At 71.7% G+C, this 19638-nt stretch carries 15 protein-coding genes and 1 tRNA gene; 2 read left to right on the top strand and 14 right to left on the bottom strand.

The features are described from left to right. Positions 1–76: 76 nt before the first annotated feature. The 8 genes from ACR9ZG_RS01170 to ACR9ZG_RS01135 all read right to left on the bottom strand — a co-directional run bounded on the left by ACR9ZG_RS01170 (position 77) and on the right by ACR9ZG_RS01135 (position 9964). Positions 77–850, bottom strand: a complete 774-nt coding sequence (locus tag ACR9ZG_RS01170; RefSeq protein WP_481282985.1) for a 3-hydroxyacyl-CoA dehydrogenase — start codon at positions 848–850, stop codon at positions 77–79. Positions 851–884: 34 nt separating this feature from the next. Beyond that, complete coding sequence (locus ACR9ZG_RS01165; protein ID WP_481282984.1) at positions 885–2075, bottom strand: thiolase family protein; 1191 nt, start codon at positions 2073–2075, stop codon at positions 885–887. Between the two features lies 1 nt (position 2076). Beyond that, positions 2077–3555: an NAD-dependent succinate-semialdehyde dehydrogenase gene (locus tag ACR9ZG_RS01160; protein ID WP_481282983.1), complete on the bottom strand. Its 1479-nt coding sequence runs from the start codon at positions 3553–3555 to the stop codon at positions 2077–2079. A 141-nt stretch (positions 3556–3696) separates the two neighbouring features. Further along, positions 3697–4455 (bottom strand): alpha/beta fold hydrolase, encoded by a 759-nt coding sequence (locus tag ACR9ZG_RS01155; RefSeq protein ID WP_481282982.1) that lies wholly within the window; start codon positions 4453–4455, stop codon positions 3697–3699. Between the two features lie 33 nt (positions 4456–4488). After that, complete coding sequence (locus tag ACR9ZG_RS01150; protein WP_481282981.1) at positions 4489–6717, bottom strand: MMPL family transporter; 2229 nt, start codon at positions 6715–6717, stop codon at positions 4489–4491. 45 nt (positions 6718–6762) lie between these two features. After that, on the bottom strand, positions 6763–7731 hold the full coding sequence (locus tag ACR9ZG_RS01145; RefSeq protein WP_481282980.1) for a hypothetical protein: 969 nt from the start codon (positions 7729–7731) through the stop codon (positions 6763–6765). Positions 7732–7788: 57 nt separating this feature from the next. Next, on the bottom strand, positions 7789–8382 hold the full coding sequence (locus ACR9ZG_RS01140) for an isochorismatase family protein (RefSeq protein WP_481282979.1): 594 nt from the start codon (positions 8380–8382) through the stop codon (positions 7789–7791). A 34-nt stretch (positions 8383–8416) separates the two neighbouring features. Beyond that, positions 8417–9964: a D-alanyl-D-alanine carboxypeptidase/D-alanyl-D-alanine-endopeptidase gene (locus ACR9ZG_RS01135; protein WP_481282978.1), complete on the bottom strand. Its 1548-nt coding sequence runs from the start codon at positions 9962–9964 to the stop codon at positions 8417–8419. Positions 9965–10063: 99 nt separating this feature from the next. Between ACR9ZG_RS01135 and ACR9ZG_RS01130 the strand changes: the two genes are divergently transcribed. Continuing rightward, entirely contained in the window at positions 10064–10678 is a 615-nt protein-coding gene (locus ACR9ZG_RS01130; RefSeq protein WP_481282977.1) for an RNA polymerase sigma factor, read from the top strand. After that, positions 10675–12276, top strand: a complete 1602-nt coding sequence (locus ACR9ZG_RS01125; protein WP_481282976.1) for an outer membrane protein assembly factor BamB family protein — start codon at positions 10675–10677, stop codon at positions 12274–12276. The genes ACR9ZG_RS01130 and ACR9ZG_RS01125 overlap by 4 nt, the downstream gene beginning before the upstream one ends. Positions 12277–12332: 56 nt before the next feature. Here ACR9ZG_RS01125 and ACR9ZG_RS01120 read toward each other — a convergent pair. The 6 genes from ACR9ZG_RS01120 to topA all read right to left on the bottom strand — a co-directional run bounded on the left by ACR9ZG_RS01120 (position 12333) and on the right by topA (position 19518). Beyond that, positions 12333–12408, bottom strand: a tRNA-Thr gene (locus ACR9ZG_RS01120). Positions 12409–12485: 77 nt separating this feature from the next. Then, positions 12486–13160, bottom strand: a complete 675-nt coding sequence (locus ACR9ZG_RS01115; protein WP_481282975.1) for a TetR family transcriptional regulator — start codon at positions 13158–13160, stop codon at positions 12486–12488. 70 nt (positions 13161–13230) lie between these two features. Next, entirely contained in the window at positions 13231–14790 is a 1560-nt protein-coding gene (locus tag ACR9ZG_RS01110; RefSeq protein WP_481282974.1) for an alpha/beta hydrolase, read from the bottom strand. Continuing rightward, on the bottom strand, positions 14787–15962 hold the full coding sequence (locus ACR9ZG_RS01105) for a DNA polymerase III subunit delta' (RefSeq protein ID WP_481282973.1): 1176 nt from the start codon (positions 15960–15962) through the stop codon (positions 14787–14789). Before ACR9ZG_RS01105 ends, ACR9ZG_RS01110 begins: the two co-directional genes overlap by 4 nt. 92 nt (positions 15963–16054) lie before the next feature. Next, entirely contained in the window at positions 16055–16690 is a 636-nt protein-coding gene (tmk, locus tag ACR9ZG_RS01100; RefSeq protein ID WP_481282972.1) for a dTMP kinase, read from the bottom strand. Beyond that, positions 16687–19518 carry a type I DNA topoisomerase gene (gene topA / locus ACR9ZG_RS01095; RefSeq protein ID WP_481283008.1) on the bottom strand — a complete coding sequence of 944 codons (2832 nt, stop codon included), beginning with the start codon at positions 19516–19518 and terminating at the stop codon, positions 16687–16689. The genes tmk and topA overlap by 4 nt, the downstream gene beginning before the upstream one ends. Positions 19519–19638 lie beyond the last annotated feature (120 nt).

The following is a 19638-nucleotide window of genomic DNA, read 5'->3' as shown; positions in this document are numbered from 1 at the left end:
CTCGGGTCGGCGCACTCTCACCCGGACTCGGGCAAGGATACCTCATTCGAAATATCAGCACAAACCATATGGCTGGTCAGCGCGGCTGCATGCGGATGGCGCCGTCGAGGCGGATCGTCTCCCCGTTCAGCATCGCGTTCTCGATGATGTGCCGCACCAGCGCCGCATACTCGGCGGGCTTCCCGAGCCGCGAGGGATGGGGCACCTGGGCCGCCAACGAGTCCTGCGCGGCCTGGGGCAGCCCGGCCATCATTGGGGTCTCGAAGATGCCGGGCGCGATCGTGACGACCCGGATCAGGTGCCGGGCGAACTCGCGTGCGAGCGGCAGGGTCAGGGCAGCGACGCCGCCCTTCGACGCCGCGTACGCCGACTGCCCGATCTGCCCGTCGAACGCCGCGACCGAGGCGGTGTCGACGATGACGCCGCGCTCCGCGCCGTACTCCCCCTCCACCGGCTCGGTCTCCGCCATCGCCGCTGCGGCCAGGCGCACCACGTTGAAGGTGCCCACCAGGTTGACGCGGACGACGCGCTCGAAGTGGGCGAGCGGGAGGACGCCGTCGCGACCGAGGACCTTGGCGGCCGTGGCGATGCCGGCGCAGTTGACCGCGATGCGGAGCGGGGCGAGCGCGGAGGCCGCATCGACCGCCTCCTGCACCCCCGCCTCATCGGTGACGTCCGCCGGCACGAACCGGGCCGTCGGGCCGAGCGCGATCGCCGCCTTCTCCCCTTCCGAGGTCGGCAGGTCGACGAGGACGACGTGCGCGCCCGCCGCGGTCAGCGCCCGCGCCGTCGCGTTGCCGAGCCCGCTGGCCCCTCCCGTCACGAGGGCAGAGCATCCGTCGATCCGCATGGTGGTCCTTCCGTCGCAGGTGGCGAAGCGCGGCTCAGCGCAGCACTTCGATGAGGGTGGCGTTGGCGGTCCCCCCGCCCTCGCACATGGTCTGGAGGCCGAAGCGGCCGCCCGAGGTCTCCAGCTCGTTCACGAGGGTGGCGAGCAGCCGCGTGCCGGACGATCCGAGGGCGTGGCCGAGAGCGATGGCGCCGCCGTGCTGGTTGAGCCGCTCCGGATCGGCGCCGAACTCGTGCTGCCAGAGCAGCGGGATGGGCGCGAACGCCTCGTTGACCTCGTATGCGTCGATCTGGTCCAGCCCGATCCCGCTGCGCTCGAGGAGCTTGCGGGTGGCGGGCAGGATGCCGGTCAACATAAGCAGCGGGTCGCTTCCGGCCACCGCGAAGGAGTGGAAGCGGGCGCGGGGGCGCAGTCCCAGCCGGTCGGCGGCCTCCCTGCTCATGATGAGGGCGGCGGAGGCGCCGTCGGTGAGCGGCGAGGAGTTGCCCGCGGTGATCCGCCACTCCAGCTGCGGGAAGCGCTCGGCCAGCCGGTCCGTGCGGAACGCGGGTGGCAGACCGGCCAGCCGGTCCGCCGTCGTGCCGGGCCGGATCGTCTCGTCGGCGACCACGCTCCCGCTGTCGGGCGTCGGGACGGCGACCAGTTCGCCGTCGAACGCGCCGCTCGCCGCCGCCTCGGCCGCGCGCGCCTGGGAGCGGGCGGCGTAGTCGTCGAGCTCCGCCCGCGAGAACCCCCAGCGGTCGGCGATCAGCTCGGCGGCGACGCCCTGATTCACCAGGCCCTGGGGGTAGCGGCCGTGGAGCAGCTCGCCGCCGAGCGCCGCGCCTCCCGCGTTCGAGCCCATCGGCACGCGGCTCATCGACTCCACCCCGCACGCGATGGCGATGTCGTAGGCGCCCGCGATGACGCCCTGGGCGGCGAACGCCGCCGCCTGCTGGCTGGAGCCGCACTGCCGGTCGACGGTCACGGCGGGCACGCTCTCGGGGAAGCCCGCGCTGAGCACCGCGGTCCTCGTGATGTTGCCCGCCTGCTCGCCCGACTGGGTGACGCAGCCGCCGATCACGTCGTCGACCAGCGCCGGGTCGAGGCCGGTGCGCGCGGTCAGCTCGATGAGGACGCCCGCGAGGAGGTCGGCGGGGTGGATGTCGGAGAGCTCGCCGTCCGCCTTGCCGCGCCCGGAGGGGGTGCGGACGACGTCGACGATGACGGCCTCGCTGCGCGGCATGTCAGGCTCCGAACGGGTCGGGGGTCAGCGTGTACTTGGTCGAGAGGTACTCGTGGATGCCCTCGAGCCCTCCCTCCCTGCCGAGGCCCGACTGCTTCACGCCGCCGAACGGCGCCGCCGCGTTGGAGACGACGCCCACGTTGAGGCCCATCATGCCCGTCTGCAGCCGCTCGATCATCCGCTGGCCGCGGGCGAGGTCCTTGGTGAACACGTACGAGACGAGGCCGTACTCGGTGTCGTTGGCGATCCGGACCGCGTCGTCCTCGTCGCGGAAGCGCACGATCGAGAGGACAGGGCCGAAGATCTCCTGCCGCAGGATCTCGCTGCCCGGGCGCACGTCGGTCACCACGGTGGGCTCGAAGAACGTGCCGGTCCCCTCCACGCGCGACCCTCCCGTCAGCACGGACGCGCCGCGCGAGACCGCGTCCTCCAGCAGCTCGCTCGCCTTGTCGACCGCGCCCTCGTTGATGAGCGGGCCGATCGTCACGCCCTCCTCGGTGCCGCGGCCGATCTTCATCGCCTTCACCCGCTCGGTGACGCGGAGCGCGAACTCCTCGGCGACGTCCTCGTGCACGATGAACCGGTTGGCCGCGGTGCACGCCTCCCCGATGTTGCGGAACTTCGCCAGCATCGCGCCGTCGACCGCGCGGTCGAGATCGGCGTCGTCGAACACGACGAAGGGTGCGTTGCCGCCGAGCTCCATGGAGGTGCGCAGCACGTTCTCGGACGCCTGCTGGAGGAGCTTGCGGCCCACCTCCGTCGAGCCGGTGAACGACAGCTTGCGCAACCGCGGGTCGGCGATGATCGGCGCCGACACCTTCCCGGAGGTCGAGGTGGTGACCACGTTCAGCACGCCGGCCGGAAGGCCCGCATCCGTCAGCAGCTGGGCGAAGTACAGCGTCGTGAGCGGCGTCAGCTCGGCCGGCTTGATGACGACGGTGCAGCCCGCCGCCAGGGCCGGCGCGATCTTGCGCGTGGCCATCGCCAGCGGGAAGTTCCACGGCGTGATGAAGTAGCAGGGGCCGACGGGATGCTGCGACACGATCATCCGGCCGGTGCCCTCGGGGTTCGTGCCGTAGCGGCCGGAGATGCGCACGGCCTCCTCCGAGAACCAGCGGAGGAACTCGCCGCCGTAGGTGACCTCGCCGTTGGCCTCCGCCAGCGGCTTGCCCATCTCGAGCGTCATCAGGAGGGCAAACTCGTCCCGGCGCTCCTGCAGCAGCTCCCAGGCCCGGCGCAGGATCTCGCCGCGGGTGCGGGGCGGGGTCGCCGCCCACTCGTCGGCGGCGGCGACGGCGGCGTCGAGGGCGCGGACGCCGTCCTCCGGGGACGCGTCGGCGATCTCCTTGATCGCGCGGCCGGTCGCGGGGTCGTAGACGGTGAGGGTCCCCGCGGAGCCGCGTGTCCACTCCCCGCCGATGTAGAGGCCGTCCGGGACGCGGTCGAGCAGGGCGTTCTCGTCAAGGGTCGATGCAGCCATCGGTTCTGTCTCCTTCGGTCGGACCGGCGTCGTCGCAGGGTCTCCGGGGGAGGCCGCCCTGCCTCGCACATCGTACGACTCCTCCCCCGGCGCAGGCAGGGAGCGGCGCAGGCGGAGAACGGCGCAAGCGGAGAGCGGCGGCTACACCGAGACGGGGATCCCGAGGAAGGGCAGCGCCGCCTGCTTGAAGCCGCGCGCGCTGAGCGCGGTGACGTGGTTGCGGCGCGGCAGCAGCACCAGCTCCGCGCCGAGCAGGCGCGCGGCCTCCGCCGCGTCCTGCGCGACGGGGTCGGCGTCGCCGGCGACCAGCAGCGCGGGGACGGTCGGACCGAGCGGGAGCGGGTGCAGCGCCATGCCAGCGACGCAGGCGGCGAGCGCCTCCCGATCCACATCGGGCGCCTGGCGGAGGGAGGCGATCAGGGGCGCGAGCGGCGACTCGGCCGCGGGCATGGTGGCATCGCCTCGGATCGAGGCCTGCACCGCGGAGACGCCCCAGTACCCGAACTGCTCGACCGTTCCGATGCCGCCGACGACGAGCCGGCGCACCCGCCCGGGGTCGAGCTGCGCGAGGGCGATGGCCACCCAGCTGCCCATCGAGTACGCGATCACGTCGACGCGCGCGAGCCCCTCCTCGTCGAGCACGGCGAGGAAGTCGGCGGCGAGCAGCTGCGGCGAGTAGGCGTCCGGCTCGTGCGGCTTGGCGCTGCGCCCGTGGCCCCGGAGGTCGGGGACGAGCGCACCGCGGCCTCCCGCGGCGAGCGCATCCACCCATCCCGTCGCCTCCCAGGTGAGCGCGCCGGTGGTCGCGAAGCCGTGCACCAGCAGCACGGGGTCGGCGCCGGGATGCCGGTCGTGGTGGAGGCGGACCGCCGGCCCGCCGCTCGTCTCGCTCTGCGCCATGACTCTCATCTTGGGCCGTGACGGAGCGTGCAGCTAGTCCGCGACCTCCGCCCGCGCGCGGTGCTCGTCGGTGCGCCAGAGCTTCGACGGCCACCAGATCGCCCGCCCGATGTCGTACGAGAGCGCCGGGACGAGGAGGGACCGCACCACGACCGTGTCGAGCAGCACGCCGAACGCGACGATGAACGCGATCTGCACGAGGAACAGGATCGGGATGACGGCGAGTGCGGCGAAGGTCGCGGCCAGCACGATGCCCGCCGAGGTGATCACGCTGCCGGTGAGGCCGAGCCCGCGGAGGATGCCGGGCCGCGTGCCGATGCGGAGCGACTCCTCGCGCACCCGCGTCATGAGGAAGATGTTGTAGTCCACGCCGAGGGCGACGAGGAACACGAAGCCGAAGAGCGGGACCGACGCGTCCGCGCCCGGGAAGTGGAAGATCCCGTTGAAGACGAGCGCGGAGACGCCCAGCGCGGCCGCGTACGAGAGGACGACGCTGCCGATCAGCAGCACGGGCGCGACGATCGAGCGCAGCAGCAGCATCAGGATGAGCAGGATGACCGCGAGCACGATCGGGATGATCTTGATCAGGTCGCTCTGGGCCGTGTCGTTGGTGTCGAGCGCGACGGCGGTGACGCCGCCGACGAGGACGTCGGGGTCGGTGCTCGGGAGGGCCGAGCGCAGGTTCCGCACGACCTCTTCCGCGGCGGCGGAGTCGGGCTCGGCCTCCAGGGTCGCCTGGATCAGCACCCGGCCGTCCTTGACGACGGGCTCGGGAGCCGGGCCGCCCTGTTGCGGCCGGCCGGAGCCCGTGTAGAAGGAGGCGGCGGCGATCCCGTCGGTCTGCTCGACGCGGTCGAGCACCTCCTCACTGTCGGCCTCCTTCGCCACGATGAGGACGGGCGACCCGGAGCCGGCGTCGAAGTGCTTCGCGAGCACGGCCTGGCCATCGGCCGCGTCGGACTGCGAGAGGACGAGGTCGGTCTGCTCGACGCCGTTGGCCTTCAGCTGGGTGAGGCCCAGCGCGCACGCCGCCAGCAGCACGAACGACACGAGCCACGTGATGCGCGGGCGGGAGGCGATCAGCCGTCCGACGCGCAGCCACACGCCGCGCACGCCCTGGAGGCCGGCGAGGTGCTCGCCCTTCTCGTGGGTGTGGCGGTGCGGGTGCTCGCCCTGGTACGCGGGCCGGAACGGCCAGAAGGCGGCACGGCCGAACACCGCCAGCAGCGCGGGGAGCAGGGTCAGCGCGGCCAGCAGCGAGAAGACGATGCCGATCGCGGCGATCGGGCCGAGGCTCTTGTTCGAGTTGAGGTCGGAGAACAGCAGGCACAGCAGCGCGAGGATGACGGTCGCCCCCGACGCGACGATGGGCTCGAACGCCGCACGCCAGGCCCGCAGGGCGGCGGTCCAGCGCGACTCCACCTGCTCCAGCGCCTCCCGGTAGCGCGCGACGAGCAGCAGGGAGTAGTCGGTCGCGGCGCCGATGACGAGGATCGAGAGGATGCCCTGGCTCTGCCCGCTCAGGCTGATCCAGCCCCACAGCGCGAACAGGTAGACGAACAGGATGGCGGCGCACAGGGCGAAGATCGACGTGATCAGCACGAGGAACGGCAGCAGCAGCGCCCGGTAGACGAGCAGCAGGATGACGAACACCGCCGCGACCGCGACGAGGAGCAGGATGCCGTCGATGCCGCCGAACGCGTTGACGAGGTCGGCGGTGAGCCCGGCGGGGCCGGTGACCCAGCCCTGCACGCCCTCCGGGAGCTCGTCGGCGAGCACGGCGCGGAGGTCGGCGACGACGGTCTTCACGTTATCGGTGTCGGCCACGGGGACGATGAACTCGATCGCCTTCCCGTCCTCGGAGGGGATCGGGCCGGCCACGCTGGTGCTCTCGCCGCTGGGCGGCGCCTGCACACCCTCCACCTCGCCGAGCTTCTCGCCCAGTGCGGCGTACTGCGGGAGCGACGAAGCGGGGATGGCCTCGTCGGACTCGACCACGACGATCGCCGGGACCGCCTCGGCGTCCGTGAAGCGCTTCTGCCAGTCCTGCACGTCGGTCGACTCGGCGCTCGCGGGCAGGAACGACGCCTGGTCGTTGCTCGAGACGCCGGACAGCTTTCCGAACGTCGGGCCGCCGATTCCGGCGACCGCGAGCCACACCAGCAGCAGCACCGTCGGCAGGAGGATGCGCAGCCAGCGCGGCGGTGCGGAGTGGCGCGCGGCAGGAGGTGCCGGCGGCTCGGTCGTACGGGTCCCGGTCATGACGCCTCCTGATTTACCTAGACAGGTGAGTAATCAGCCTAGCGCTTATTTCGTGGTGCTGCCAGCGCCGTCGTCGAAGGCGACGCCGACCCGATCGCCCTCCAGCCCGATGCGCGGGTGGAGGTCGCCAACATACCCCGACACCGTCTCGACCGCCCTCTCACCCGGTGCGGGGCCGCGCAGTCGCGCCGAGAAGCGGCCCCCGGTCAGGACGAAGTCGCTCGGGCCATCCGCGGCGACCTCCACGCGGGGCGGTTCGAGCTCGGTGACGACGACCTCCGCACGCCCTGCGTCGACGCGACTGGGCTCCTCCAACGCGATGCCGCAGCCGACGACCGCCTCGAAGGAGGTGAGCGCCGCGCAATGCGCGACTCGCGCCTCCACCGCGTGCTGCACCTCGGCGGCGAAGGCGGGGCTCGGCCGGATGGCGAAGTCGCGCCCGAAGGAGGAGCCGCCCTGCGCGACCATGAGCGTCGCGTCGCCCGACAGCGAGAACAGGCGCTTGCCCGGCGTCAGCGCGTACCGGCCAGGGTAGGCGAGGGCACCGTCCTCGAGCGGCGCCGTCGCGCCCGCGACGGCGATCCCGGTGTTCGGGCGCGGAGGCTCGGGCACTCTCGTCGCGAGACCGCGGGTGACGTGCCAGCCGCGAGCGTCCCTCGCGAGCTCGACCCGCCCGTAGTGACGTGCGCCGGAGAGGAGGTACGAGACGGAGAACGAGGCCCCCACCCGATGGGTGGACGGGCTCTCGCGCCGGATGCGCTCGATCCGGATGCGCTCGGCCCGCCGGAGGACGCCGTCGGTCAGCAGCGCCGCCCGATCAGCGCGCACGCGCGCAAGGCGATTGGCGGTCGCCGCGTCACCGGAGGCGATGGCGTCGAGGTAGCGCTGGACGACGACCACAGGCTCGGCCGCGTCGGCGGCCTCGGCCGCCTGCGCGCGCCCGACGGCGAGCCCGGACGCCAGCGCGCCCGCGCACGCGGCGACCAGCGCCACGACGGCTGTGACGGCCCGCATGCGGCGCGAAGCGGAAGGAGCAGGGAAGCGCATCCCTCCAGCGTAGCGACCGCTATGTCAGATTTCAGCCGGGGAGCCGCCGCTCGTGGCGAGTTCCGCACCGGCGTGCGCCAGCTCGGCCAGAGCCGCCGCCGATGTGGTCGGAGCCACCCCGGCGACCAGGTCCGTGAGCACCCGCACGCGCTGGCCGTGCGCCAGGGCGTCGAGCGCGGAGGCACGCACGCAGTGGTCCGTGGCGATGCCGACGACGTCGACGGCATCGATGCCGTGCTCGTCCAGGAGGTTGTGCACGGTCGACCCGGCCTCGGTGCGGCCCTCGAAGATCGAGTAGGCGGGCTCGCCCTGGCCCTTCCGCACGTGATAGGTGACCCGGGTCGTGTCGAGGGCGGGGTGGTACTCGGCGCCCGCCGTCCCGGCGACGCAATGCGCCGGCCACGAGTCCACGAAATCCGGTTCGGCGGAGAAGTGGCCGCCGTTGTCGTTGTCAGCGTCGTGCCAGTCGCGGCTGGCGACGATCACCCCGTAGTCACCGGCATGCGCCTCCAGGTGGGCGGAGATCGCGGCGGCGACCGCCGCTCCCCCTTCGACGCCGAGCGCGCCTCCCTCGGTGAAGTCGTTCTGCACGTCGATGATGAACAGAGCCCTGGTCACGGTGCGCCTCCTGGTCCGCCCGGCGATGTCGCCGTCAGCCGTTGGTCAGATTGTCGCCGCAGTTGTAGAAGCCGGTGACGAGCGTGTCGATCGCCTGCTTGGCATTGTCGCTGACATCGCCGAGCGCGAACACCGCGAAGGTGAGCGGGGTGCCGTCGGCGGCGTCCACGATCCCCGAGAGGGTGTAGCCGTTGTTGATCCAGCCGGTCTTGGCGTGCACCGCGCCGCGGGCGACGGCGTTCGCGCCCGTGAACCGGTTGTAGCCGGAGCCGAGCGTGCCGGACTGCCCGGAGACCGGCAGTCCCTCGTAGACGATGCCGAGACCGTTGTCGCCGTTGCGCACCTTGACGAAGAGCCGGGTCAGGTAGGACGGCGGGACCGCGTTGTCGCCGCTCAGGCCGGAGCCGTCGGCGATGTGGATCCCCGTGGTGTCGATCCCGTACGCCTTGAGCCCGGCGAGCACACCCGCGTTCTCGGCCTCGAAGGTGTTGCCGGCGCCGGTCTTGATGGCGACGAGGCGGGCCAGCTCCTCCATGATCGTGTTGTCGGAGTACTTCATCGCCTGCTCGATGAGCGTGCTGACCGGCTGCGACTGCACCGACGCGAGCGGCTTCGCCCCGGCGGGGGCGGTCCCCTGCGTGACCGGCACGTTCGTCCCGAGGTACTGCTGGAAGTACTGCACGGCGCGCCCCACCGGGTCGGTGCTGCGCGGGGACTCCACGGCGCCCGGGTCGTCGCGGTCGCCGTCGACCATCAGCGCGGTCATGTACGGGGTCGAGCCCTCGACCACGCGCTCCTCGCGCTCGTCCCAGCTCGGCTGCCAGACCGGGCCGCCGAACAGCGAGGTGTCGACGACGACGGAGGTGATCGGCTGGCCGCCCATCGCCTGCTTCGCCTGGGTGGCGAGATCCTGGATGGAGGGGGCGCCCGTGTAGAACGCGCCCTGCCCGCCTGGCAACCGCGACAGCGTCACATCGCCGCCGCCGATGAGCACGATCTGGCCCGGCGTGCTGCCGGAGACAACGGTCGTCTGCACGCGGTAGTCACCGCCGAGGGTCGCCAGCGCGGCGGCCGAGGTCAGCGTCTTGAGCACGGAGGCGGTGGCGCCAGCCGCTGTGCCGTTGCGGTCGAACAGCACCTCGCCGGTCTTGGCGTTCAGCACCTGGGCGTGCAGTGTGCCGAGGCGGCCGTCCTGCGCGAGCCCCGCCACCGAGCAGGTGCGGATGCGCGTGGCGGCGGGCTGAGCAGCAGGCACCGGGCGCGCGGGCGCGCTCGTGGGCGTCGGTGTGGGCGTCGGGCTCGCCTTCGGGGAGGCCGAGGCGGTGGCGGAGGACGTGGGAGCTCCCGCGGCGGAGGCCGCCGGGGAGCCGACCGTTGCTCCTAGGGCGACGGTGCCCGAGCCGAGCAGGACGAACGCCGCGGCGGCGCCGGCGGCGATCCACGCCTTGGGGTGCGAACGGATGGCGGCCATCGCGCCGGCCACGGAGAAGCGGCTGCCGGCGCGGGCGTCGACGCGGCGGCTCGACCGGGTCGGGGTCGGGTCCGCGGGCGCGCCGGAGTCGGGCAGGTCCGATTCATGCATTCCGGTATGGTAACCGCTGTTGCTGAACGGCCCCAGTCCGGGGGTGCGTCCCGCAGCGGCAGCGATGGAACCATTCCCGACGACCGGACAGTAGAGGGTATGGACAGGGATGAGTTCGACGAGGCTGCGGCCTGGTCGGCGGCACGCGGCGGGGACGGGCCCGCGTTCGCGTCGCTGTTCGACCTCCATCGCGACCGCGTCTTCGGTCACGCGCTGAGACTGCTGCGCGAGCCGCACGATGCCGAGGACGTGACCGCGGTCGTGTTCCTCGAGGCGTGGCGCAAGCGCGAGACGGTGCGGGTGGTCGACGGGTCGATCATCGGCTGGCTGCTGGTGACCACGAACTACACCGTCCGCAACCACACGCGCAGCCGCCGCCGGTACCGCGCGGCGCTCAGCAGGCTGCCGCATCCGGCGCCGCAGGACGACCACGCTCCCGGGGTGGACGCGGCGATCGACGACGAGCGCGGCTCCCGCACCGTGCGCGAGGCCTTCACGCGACTGTCGCAGCGCGACCAGGACGTGATCACGCTGTGCGTGCTGGAGGAGCTGACCACGGCACAGGCCGCGGAAGCGCTCGGCGTGCCGGAGGGCACCGTCAAGTCCCGGCTCTCGCGGGCCAAGCAACGCCTGGCCGCGCACACCTCCGCCTCCGCCGCCACATCCCCCGACTCCGATACCGACCAGGCGATCCTCGAAGGAGGTGCACGATGAGCACCGCGGAATTCGACCCCACCCGCAGCGCGGCGATCCGCCGGCTGCTGCTCGACACGGTCGCCGACGCGCCGCGCAAGGAGCGTCGCACGCGCTTCGCGATCATCGGCGCACTGACGGGCGCTGCGCTCGCCCTCGCCGGAGGAACGGCAGCGTTGGCGCTGACCGGTGTGCTGCGCTTCGGCGTGCCGGAGCAGGCGCCGGTTCCGGTGCCCACGCCGACGCAGACCGTGACGCCGACGCCGACACCGACCCCCGCCTCCACCGACCCGTCGCGGCCGCTCATCCAGGCCGGTCCCATCCCGACGCACGACGTCGACGCGCTCCCGGCCACGCCGAGCTGGAGTCTCGACCTCCCCGGGGCGGACGACGAGTGCCGCGGCACGAGCGTCTACGACCTCGCGGACGGGCGCGCGCTCTTCCTCACCGGAGTGCGGCCCAAGGAGTACGAGGGCAGCCCCTGCGGCGACAAGCCCGACGTGAACACCGAGGACATGGGCCTGGCCCTGGTCGATACGGAGCACGGCTCCGTGCTCTGGACGCGCGAGTGGAGTTTCACCCGCGACGTGTCGAACGACAACCGCCCCGTGCTCCTCGTCCTCGGTACGTCGGGTCGCGGCGTGTTCGACTCCGGTCGGCGCGGCGTCGCCGGAGAGGTGATCGACCTGGCGAGCGGCGCCACCGTCGCACCTTTCGACCGGCCGGACTCCGACGTGCCGCTGCAGGAGGACGCCGCTGTGGCGGGGGACGCGGGCGACCTCCTCCTCATCCAGGAGCATCGAGACGGCGAGGGACGGCAGACCGGGAACAGCGTCATCGAGCGGATCGACCCGCGCGATGCCGCTCACCCGCGCTGGTCCGCCGAGCTTCCCGGCGTCTCCGCCCACTTCACCGCCCCCGCGATCACGACGTCGGTCGCCGCTGTGAGCTACTACCAGGACGGCGCCTCCGTGCCGTCGGCCGGGCAGCTCGACGTGGAGACCGGGGCCTTCGAGCCGCTGTCCGGGCCGGCGCCCCAGATCGCGGGCGATGTCGCGATCGCGGTGGACACCGCATCCGACACGGTCGCCGTGACCGACGCGAGCGGCGCCGAGCTGTGGCGGCACACCGGATGGGGCGTGCAGTACGTCGCCGACATCCCGACCGCCGACGCCATGCCCAGCCTCGGCGGCTGGAGCGCGAAGGCGTCGTCGGGCATGCTGGCGGTCGTCACGTCGACGAGGACGCTCATCGTCCAGGCGTCGACCGGCACCGTGATCCTCGACGATGCGGAGGGCGAGTGCGGCCGCACGAACGCCCCGGCCGTGTTCGACGGGAACCGCGATGCGCTGCTCTTCCAGGACGGCGACACAGTGTGCGCGCTCGAACTCGCCACAGGCAGCCGGGTGCCGCCGGACGGCATCCCGGCAGCGGCGCTGTGGCTCACGGGCAACACCAACGCGTACTCGGCGTTCTTCCCGGCGACGACAGGCACGGCATACGACCTCACCACCGGCGAGGCGCTCTGGTCGCGAGAGCTGCGCGACCGCGAGTCCTGGCACTTCGCCGGAGGCTACCTCGTCAGCATCGTCGGCACGCACATCGAGTCGCTGGGCTGAAACGGCGGGTGAACGCGAACGGCCCGCTCCGGAGGGAGCGGGCCGTTCGTCCGTGGTGGAGCCGCCCAAGGGAATCGAACCCTTGACCTTCTCATTACGAGTGAGATGCTCTGCCGACTGAGCTAGGGCGGCGTGGCCGGTGGCCGGCGCACAGTCAGATAGCTTACCCGATCGTCGAGCCCGCTACGAACACTGCGTGTGCCGTGCGATCACCGTACGTGGGCGCCGAGGGCCTGGAGCTGGTCGAAGGAGCTGCGCAACCGCTCCGCCAGGGGCTCCACCCCGCCGTGGTCCGCCCAGCACGACCAGGCATGACGCATGCCGGCGAAGGCGACGTACGTGACGAGGCGGGCGCGCTGGTGCAGCGTCTCGCGGTCGTCCGCGAGCGCAGGATCGTCGTGGGCAAGGCGGCGCTGCACCACGGCGCTCAGGGCGTCCTCGAACTTGTGCATCGTCGCCATCCGCTGCGCGAACAGCTCCGGGTTGTCCTTGAGCAGCGCGCGGCGCAGGAGGTGCATCTCCTGCATGTTCGCCGACTGCTGCTCCGGCGGTGACGCGTCGCCGAGCTCTCCGCCGTCGATCGCGGCGATGAGGAGGGTGCTCAGCCCGTCGAGGATGGGCTCGTCCGGCCCGGCCTCGATGAAGTGCTCGATGACATCCTCGTCGGGAAGCTCGGGCAGCTCGCCGATGATCGCCGACTCCTTGGACGGGAAGTAGTTGAAGAACGTGCGCGGCGACACGTTGGCTGCGTGGCTGATCTCGTCGATCGTCACCCGGTCGAAACCGCGTTCTGTCGCCAGCTGCAGCGCCGCGAGCTGGATCGCCCGCCGCGTCGCGATGCGCTTGCGCTCGCGCAGGCCGAGCTCGCCGTCCACCACCGTCACGCCCACGATTATTTCATCGCCTGCAAAATTGCACCACTACGGGGCCGCACGGATGTTCCGCCGGCGACGGTCAGCAGGTCTTGCCCTCTGCGGGGAGCTTCGCGCTCACGAGGAAGTCGTCCACCGTGTTGTTCACGCAGGAGTTCGACTTGTTGTAGGCGGTGTGCCCCTCCCCCTTGTAGGTGAGGAGGTGACCGTTCTGCAGCTCGCCCGCAAGGTTCTTCGCCCACACGTACGGGGTCGCCGGATCGTTGGTGGTGCCGACGACGAGGATCGGTGCCGACCCCTCCGCAGCGATCGGGCCCCGCTTGACCGTCGACGCGAACGGCCAGTTGGCGCAGCCGATGTCGCCGTACGACATGTACGGCCCGATCACCGGCGCCGCCTTCGCGAGCTCGGCCGCCTGCTGCCGCATCGCGGCCGGGGCGTCGTCGTAGGAGTAGTCGAGGCAGTTGACCGCGAGGAACGCCTCCGTCGAGTTGTCGCCGTAGGTGCCGTCGCTCTTGCGGTTGTTGTAGGCGTCGGCGAGGGTGAACGCGGTGGACGCGCTGCCCTTCATGACCGAGGAGAACATGTCGCTCAGGTACGACCACGCCGTCGCGTCGTACAGCGGGTAGATGATGGCCGTCACGAGGGTGTTGGCGCCCAGCTCGCGTCCGTCGGCGTTGCGGATCGGGCTCTTCTCGACCGAGGCCAGCAGGGAGGAGATCGTCGACATCCCCTGCTCCACGCTCCCGCTGAACGGGCAGTCCTTCTGCTGCAGGCAGTCGGCCAGGTAGGCGCGCAGTGCGCTCTCGAAGCCCTGCGCCTGCACCTTCGTCACCTCGAAGTTGCTGGCGGCGGGGTCGAGCGCGCCGTCGAGCACCAGGCGGCCGGTCTTGCCCGGGTACAGCTCGGCGTAGACGGCGCCGAGGTAGGTGCCGTAGGAATAGCCGAGGTAGTTGAGCTTGGTGTCGCCGAGGACCGCGCGCAGCAGGTCGAGGTCGTGCGCAGCGCTCACGGTGTCGACCTTGCCGAGCAGGGCTCCGGTGTTCTGCTGGCAGGCGGCGCCGAAGTCCTTCGAGATCGTCGTGTTCTCGGCGATCCACTGGTCGGAGCCGCGGACGCCCGGGGTGATGCCGTACAGGTACTCATCCATCTGCTCGGCGTCGTAGCACTTCACGGCGCTGGAGCGGCCCACGCCGCGGGGGTCGAAGCCGACAATGTCGAAGTGGTCCTGCAGGGTGCTGTCGGTGGCGTAGTCCACCGAGTCGGCGATGAAGTCGAAGCCCGACCCGCCTGGCCCGCCCGGGTTGACGAGCAGCGAGCCCTGCTTGGCGCCCTTGGCCGGCTGGCGCACCAGCGCCAGTTCGACCTCGCCGGCGGACGGGTCCGACCAGTCGAGCGGCGCCTTCGCGGTCGTGCACTGCATGCCGCCCGAGCAGCTCTTCCAGGTGAGCACCTGCCCGTAGAACGGCTGCAGGTCCTCGGCCACCTGCTCCTTCACCGGGGTGGAGGTGGTGGCCGCCTTGGGCGGGATGAACCAGGTGACGCATCCGGTCAACGTGAGCGCGACGACGGCGACGATCGCCGCCGTTGCGGTGCGCACGGCGTGCCGGCGGAGCGCCGGCCGGCCCGATCGGGTGGTCACAGGTCGGTCCCCTTTCGCGCGGCGGTACCGCGAAGGATGGTGGTGAGCATGGCCTCGAGCGCGAGCGCCGGCGCGACGTTGCCGTCGATCCGCTCGCGCGCGGTTGCGATCGCGTCCATCGCCGAGAGCGTAGCGGCGGGAGTCGAGCGGGCGCTGAGAGCCTCCAGCCGGCCGCGCAGCTCGACGTTGACGAGTTCGCTGGAGCTGCCGAGCTGCAGCATCATCACGTCGCGGTACAGCGAGAGCAGGTCGACGAGGATGCGGTCGATGCCGTCGCGGAGGCTGCGGGTCGCCCGCCGCTTCTGGTCCTCCTCCAGCTGGCGCAGCTGCGAGCGCAGCGCGGGCGGGATCGCACCGCCCGGCTCGACCCCGAGCGAGCGGAGGGCGCTCTCGCGCTCCTCGGCGTCCCGCTCCTCGGTGATCGCCTTCGCGTCGGCCCCGGCGACCTCCAGCAGCGAGGCGGCCGCAAGCACGGCGTCCGACACGGAGCGGATGCCGAGCGCGAGCTCCAGAGTGCCCTCACGGCGGCGGCGCGCCTCCTCGTTGGTGGCGAGCCGGTGCGCCATCCCGATGTGGCTCTGCGCATGCCGGGCGGCGCGCTCCGCGGTCTCGGGATCGACGCCGTCACGGCGCTCGATGAGGGCGGCCACGTCGGCGACGCTCGGCACCTTGAGCCGCACGGTGCGGACGCGGGAGCGGATCGTCGGCAGCAGGTCCGCATCGCTGGGCGCGCAGAGGATCCAGACCGTGCGCTCCGGCGGCTCCTCCAGTGCCTTCAGGAGGACGTTGGAGGTGCGCTCGGTCATCCGGTCGGCGTCCTCGATCACCATGACCCGGTAGCGGCCGACGGAGGGCGAGAACTGCGAGCTCGCGACGAGCGCACGCACCTCGTCGATGGAGATGATGACGCGCTCGGTGCTGAGCACGGCGAGGTCGGGGTGCGTGCGCGCCTCCACCTGGCGCCGGGTGGCGCGGTCGCCCTCGGGATCGCCGGGGCTGAGCAGGGCGGTCGCGAAGGCGTAGGCGAGGTTCGAGCGTCCGGACCCGGGCGGGCCGGTGATGAGCCAGGAGTGCGTCATGCCGCGGTCGGCGGCGTCATCACGGCCGGAGGCGGCGGCGCGCACGACGGCGATGGCCTCGTCCTGACCCGTCAGGTCGTCCCACACCGTCATGTCCTCCAGGCTAACGGGCACGGCGGACACGGTTCGTGCGGCGGTCATGGTCGGTGCGGCGGCCACGGTTCGTGCGGCGGTCGACGTGGTGGTCAGACGCGGTCGTCGAGGCGCGCGCGGATCTCCGCGGCGATCTCGTCGACCGGCCGTCCGGCGTCGATGACGAGGAACCGCTCCGGCTCGGCGCGGGCGAGTTCCAGGTACGCCGCGCGGACCCGGGCGTGGAAGTCCGACCGCTCCGCCTCCAGCCGGTCGTACCGGGTCCTGGCGCCGTCGAGCCGAGCCCGGGCGGCGGTCTCGTCGAGGTCCAGGAGGATCGTGAGGTCGGGCAGCAGCCCCTCCGCCGCCCACAGCGACAGGTCGCGCACCTGCGCGGGATCGAGGACCCGCCCGGCGCCCTGGTAGGCGACCGACGAGTCGATGTAGCGATCCTGCAGGACGATGTCGCCGCGTTCGAGCGCGGGACGCACCAGCGTCGCCACATGGTGCGCCCGGTCGGCGGCGTACAGGAGCGCCTCCGCGCGCGGCGCGATGTCGCCCCGGTGGTGGAGGACGATCTCGCGGATCTCCACCCCGGCCTCCGTGCCGCCCGGCTCACGCGTGCGCACGACCCGCCTGCCGCGGGACGACAGCCACTCCTCGAGGAGCGCCGCCTGCGTCGACTTGCCGACGCCGTCGCCGCCCTCGAGTGTGATGAAGAGCCCGCGGCCGTCCGTCTCCGCGCTCACTCCGCCGCCGGCTTCGCCGCGCGGGTGGCGGGCTTCTTGGCAGGCGCCTTGGCGGTGGTCGTGGTCTTGGCTGCGCTCGTCTTCGCGGTGGTCGTTTTCTTGGCTGCGGTCGTCTTCGCGGCGGTCGTCTTCGCGGCGGTCGTCTTCTTGGCGGGCGCCTTGCGCGTGGTGGCCTTCTTCGCCGGTCCCTTCGCCCGCTTGTCGGCGAGCAGCTGAACGGCGCGGTCGAAGTCGACCTCCTCGACGGTCTCCCCGCGGGGGATGGTCGCGTTCGTCTCGCCGTCGGTGACGTACGCACCGAAGCGCCCGTCCTTGATCCGGATCGGCTTGCCGCTCACCGGGTCGGCGTCGAACTCCTTGAGCGCGCTGGATGCCCGCCGATTGCCGTACTTCGGCTGGGCGAACAGCTCCAGGGCGCCGGCCAGGTCGACCGTGAAGAGGTCGTCCTCGCTCGTGAGCGACCGGGTGTCGGTGCCCTTCTTGAGGTAGGGCCCGTACCGGCCGTTCGCGGCCTGGATCTCCTCGCCGCTCTCGGGGTCGACGCCGACGACGCGGGGCAGGTCGAGCAGCTTGAGCGCGGTGTCGAGGTCGATCGTCGCGAGGTCCATCGATTTGAAGAGGGAGGCGGTGCGGGGCTTCGCGGCCGCTGCCTTCTTCGCGGGCTTCTTGGCCTCGGTGACCTCGCCGGTCTGCTGGTCGGCCTGCTCCTCCTCGGGGTCGGCCTCGGTGACGTAGGGGCCGAAACGACCGTCCTTGGCGAGCACGACCTTGCCGTTCGCCGGGTTGGATCCCAGGACGCGGTCGGTCTGCACCGGCGCGTCGATGAGCTCGCGCGCCTTGGCCGGGGTGAGCTCGTCGGGCGCGAGGTCCGGCGGCAGGTTCACCCGGCGGGGCTGCGCGTCCTCCGCGGCACCCTCCTCGGCGACCTCGAGGTACGGACCGTACTTGCCGATGCGGAGGGTCACGCCGTCGTCGATCGCGATCGAGTTGATGCTGCGCGCGTCGATGTCGCCGAGGTTGTCGATGACCGTGCGCAGGCCGCGGTGCTTGTCGTTGCCGAAGTAGAAGCTGTTCAGCCAGTCGACGCGCTCGGCCTCGCCGTTCGCGATGCGGTCGAGGTCCTCCTCCATCTCGGCGGTGAAGTCGTACTGCACCAGGTCGCCGAAGTAGTCCTCGAGGAGACGCACGACCGAGAACGCCACCCAGCTCGGCACCAGCGCCTGGCCGCGCTGCGTGACGTACTTGCGGTCGATGATCGTCGAGATGATGCTCGCGAACGTGGACGGCCGGCCGATCCCGAGCTCCTCCAGCGCCTTGACGAGGCTGGCCTCGGTGTAGCGCGGCGGCGGTGTGGTCTCGTGACCGTCGGCGTCGACGGCAACGACCTGGAGGGCCTGCTTCGGCTCCAGCGGAGGCAGCTTGGCGTCCGACGCGTCTGCCGCGTTGCGCTCCTCGTCCTTGCCCTCCTCGTAGGCGTTGAGGAAGCCGCGGAAGGTGATGACCGTTCCGCTCGCGGTGAACTCGGCGACCGTGCCGTCGAGCGGCCCCTCGGAGACGCGCGCCTCGACGGTGACGGACGCGGTCTGTCCCTTCGCGTCGGCCATTTGCGACGCGACCGTGCGCTTCCAGATCAGCTCGTACAGCTTGAACTCGGGGCCGCGCAGCGACCGCTCGAGCTCGGCCGGGGTGCGGAAGACCTCACCGGACGGGCGGATGGCCTCGTGCGCCTCCTGCGCGTTCTTGCTCTTCGACGCGTAGGTGCGCGGCTTCTCCGGCACCGTCTCGGGACCGTACAGCTTCGCCGCTTGCGACCGCGCCGCCTTCGTCGCCTGCTGCGACAGCGACGCCGAGTCGGTACGCATATAGGTGATGTAGCCGTTCTCGTACAGCGACTGGGCGACGCTCATCGTCTGCCGGGCCGAGAACCGCAGCTTGCGCGCGGCCTCCTGCTGCAGCGTCGAGGTGGTGAACGGCGCAGCGGGACGACGCGAGTACGGCTTCGAGTCGACCTTGGCGACGGCCACGGTGGTGCTCGGGAGGCTGATCGCCGCGGCGAGCGCCTGGGCGGCCTCCTCGTCGAGGATGCGCGCACCGGACGTGAGCCGGCCGTGATCGTCGAAGTCGCGACCGGTGGCGACGCGGTCGCCGTCGATGCGGGCGAGCCTCGCCTGGAAGGCCGAGGCCTCCTCCGGCTTCAGCTGCGCGGTGAGGCCCCAGTAGGACGCCGCGACGAACGCGAGCCGCTCGCGCTCCCGGTCGACGACCAGGCGCGTGGCGGCGGACTGCACGCGCCCCGCCGAGAGTCCGGGACCGACCTTGCGCCACAGCACCGGCGAGACCTCGTAGCCGTAGAGCCGGTCGAGGATGCGCCGCGTCTCCTGAGCGTCGACGAGGGCCGTGTCGATGTCGCGCGTGTTGTCGCGCGCCTTCTCGATGGCCTCGCGCGTGATCTCGTGGAACACCATGCGCTTCACCGGGATCTTCGGCTTGAGCTCCTTCACGAGGTGCCACGCGATGGCCTCGCCCTCGCGGTCCTCATCCGTCGCGAGCAGGAGCTCGTCCGCGTTCTTGAGGGCCCGGCGCAGGTCGGCGACCGTCTTCTTCTTCTGGTCGGAGACGACGTAGTACGGCTCGAAGCCGTTCTCGACATCGACGGAGAACTTGCCGAGCGAGCCCTTCTTGAGCTCCGGCGGCAGGTTCTTCGGCTCGATCAGGTCGCGGATGTGCCCGACCGAGGCCATCACCTCGTAGCCGTCGCCCAGGTACTGGGCGATCGACTTGACCTTGTTCGGAGACTCGACGATGACGAGCTTCTTCGTGTCAGGCACCTGACTCCTCTTATATGTACGCAGTGTCGGGATGGAGGTACGACGATGTCGGCCGACCGATCGTGGTCGTACGCCTCCCCGAGCGCCGCTCTCGATCAGCGGCGAGTGCGGGCCGAACCG

It is taken from the genome of Leifsonia sp. KNZ12-8B, from assembly GCF_056755495.1.
Note: the sequence above shows the minus strand (reverse complement) of the source record. Positions and strands in the feature narration are given on the sequence as shown.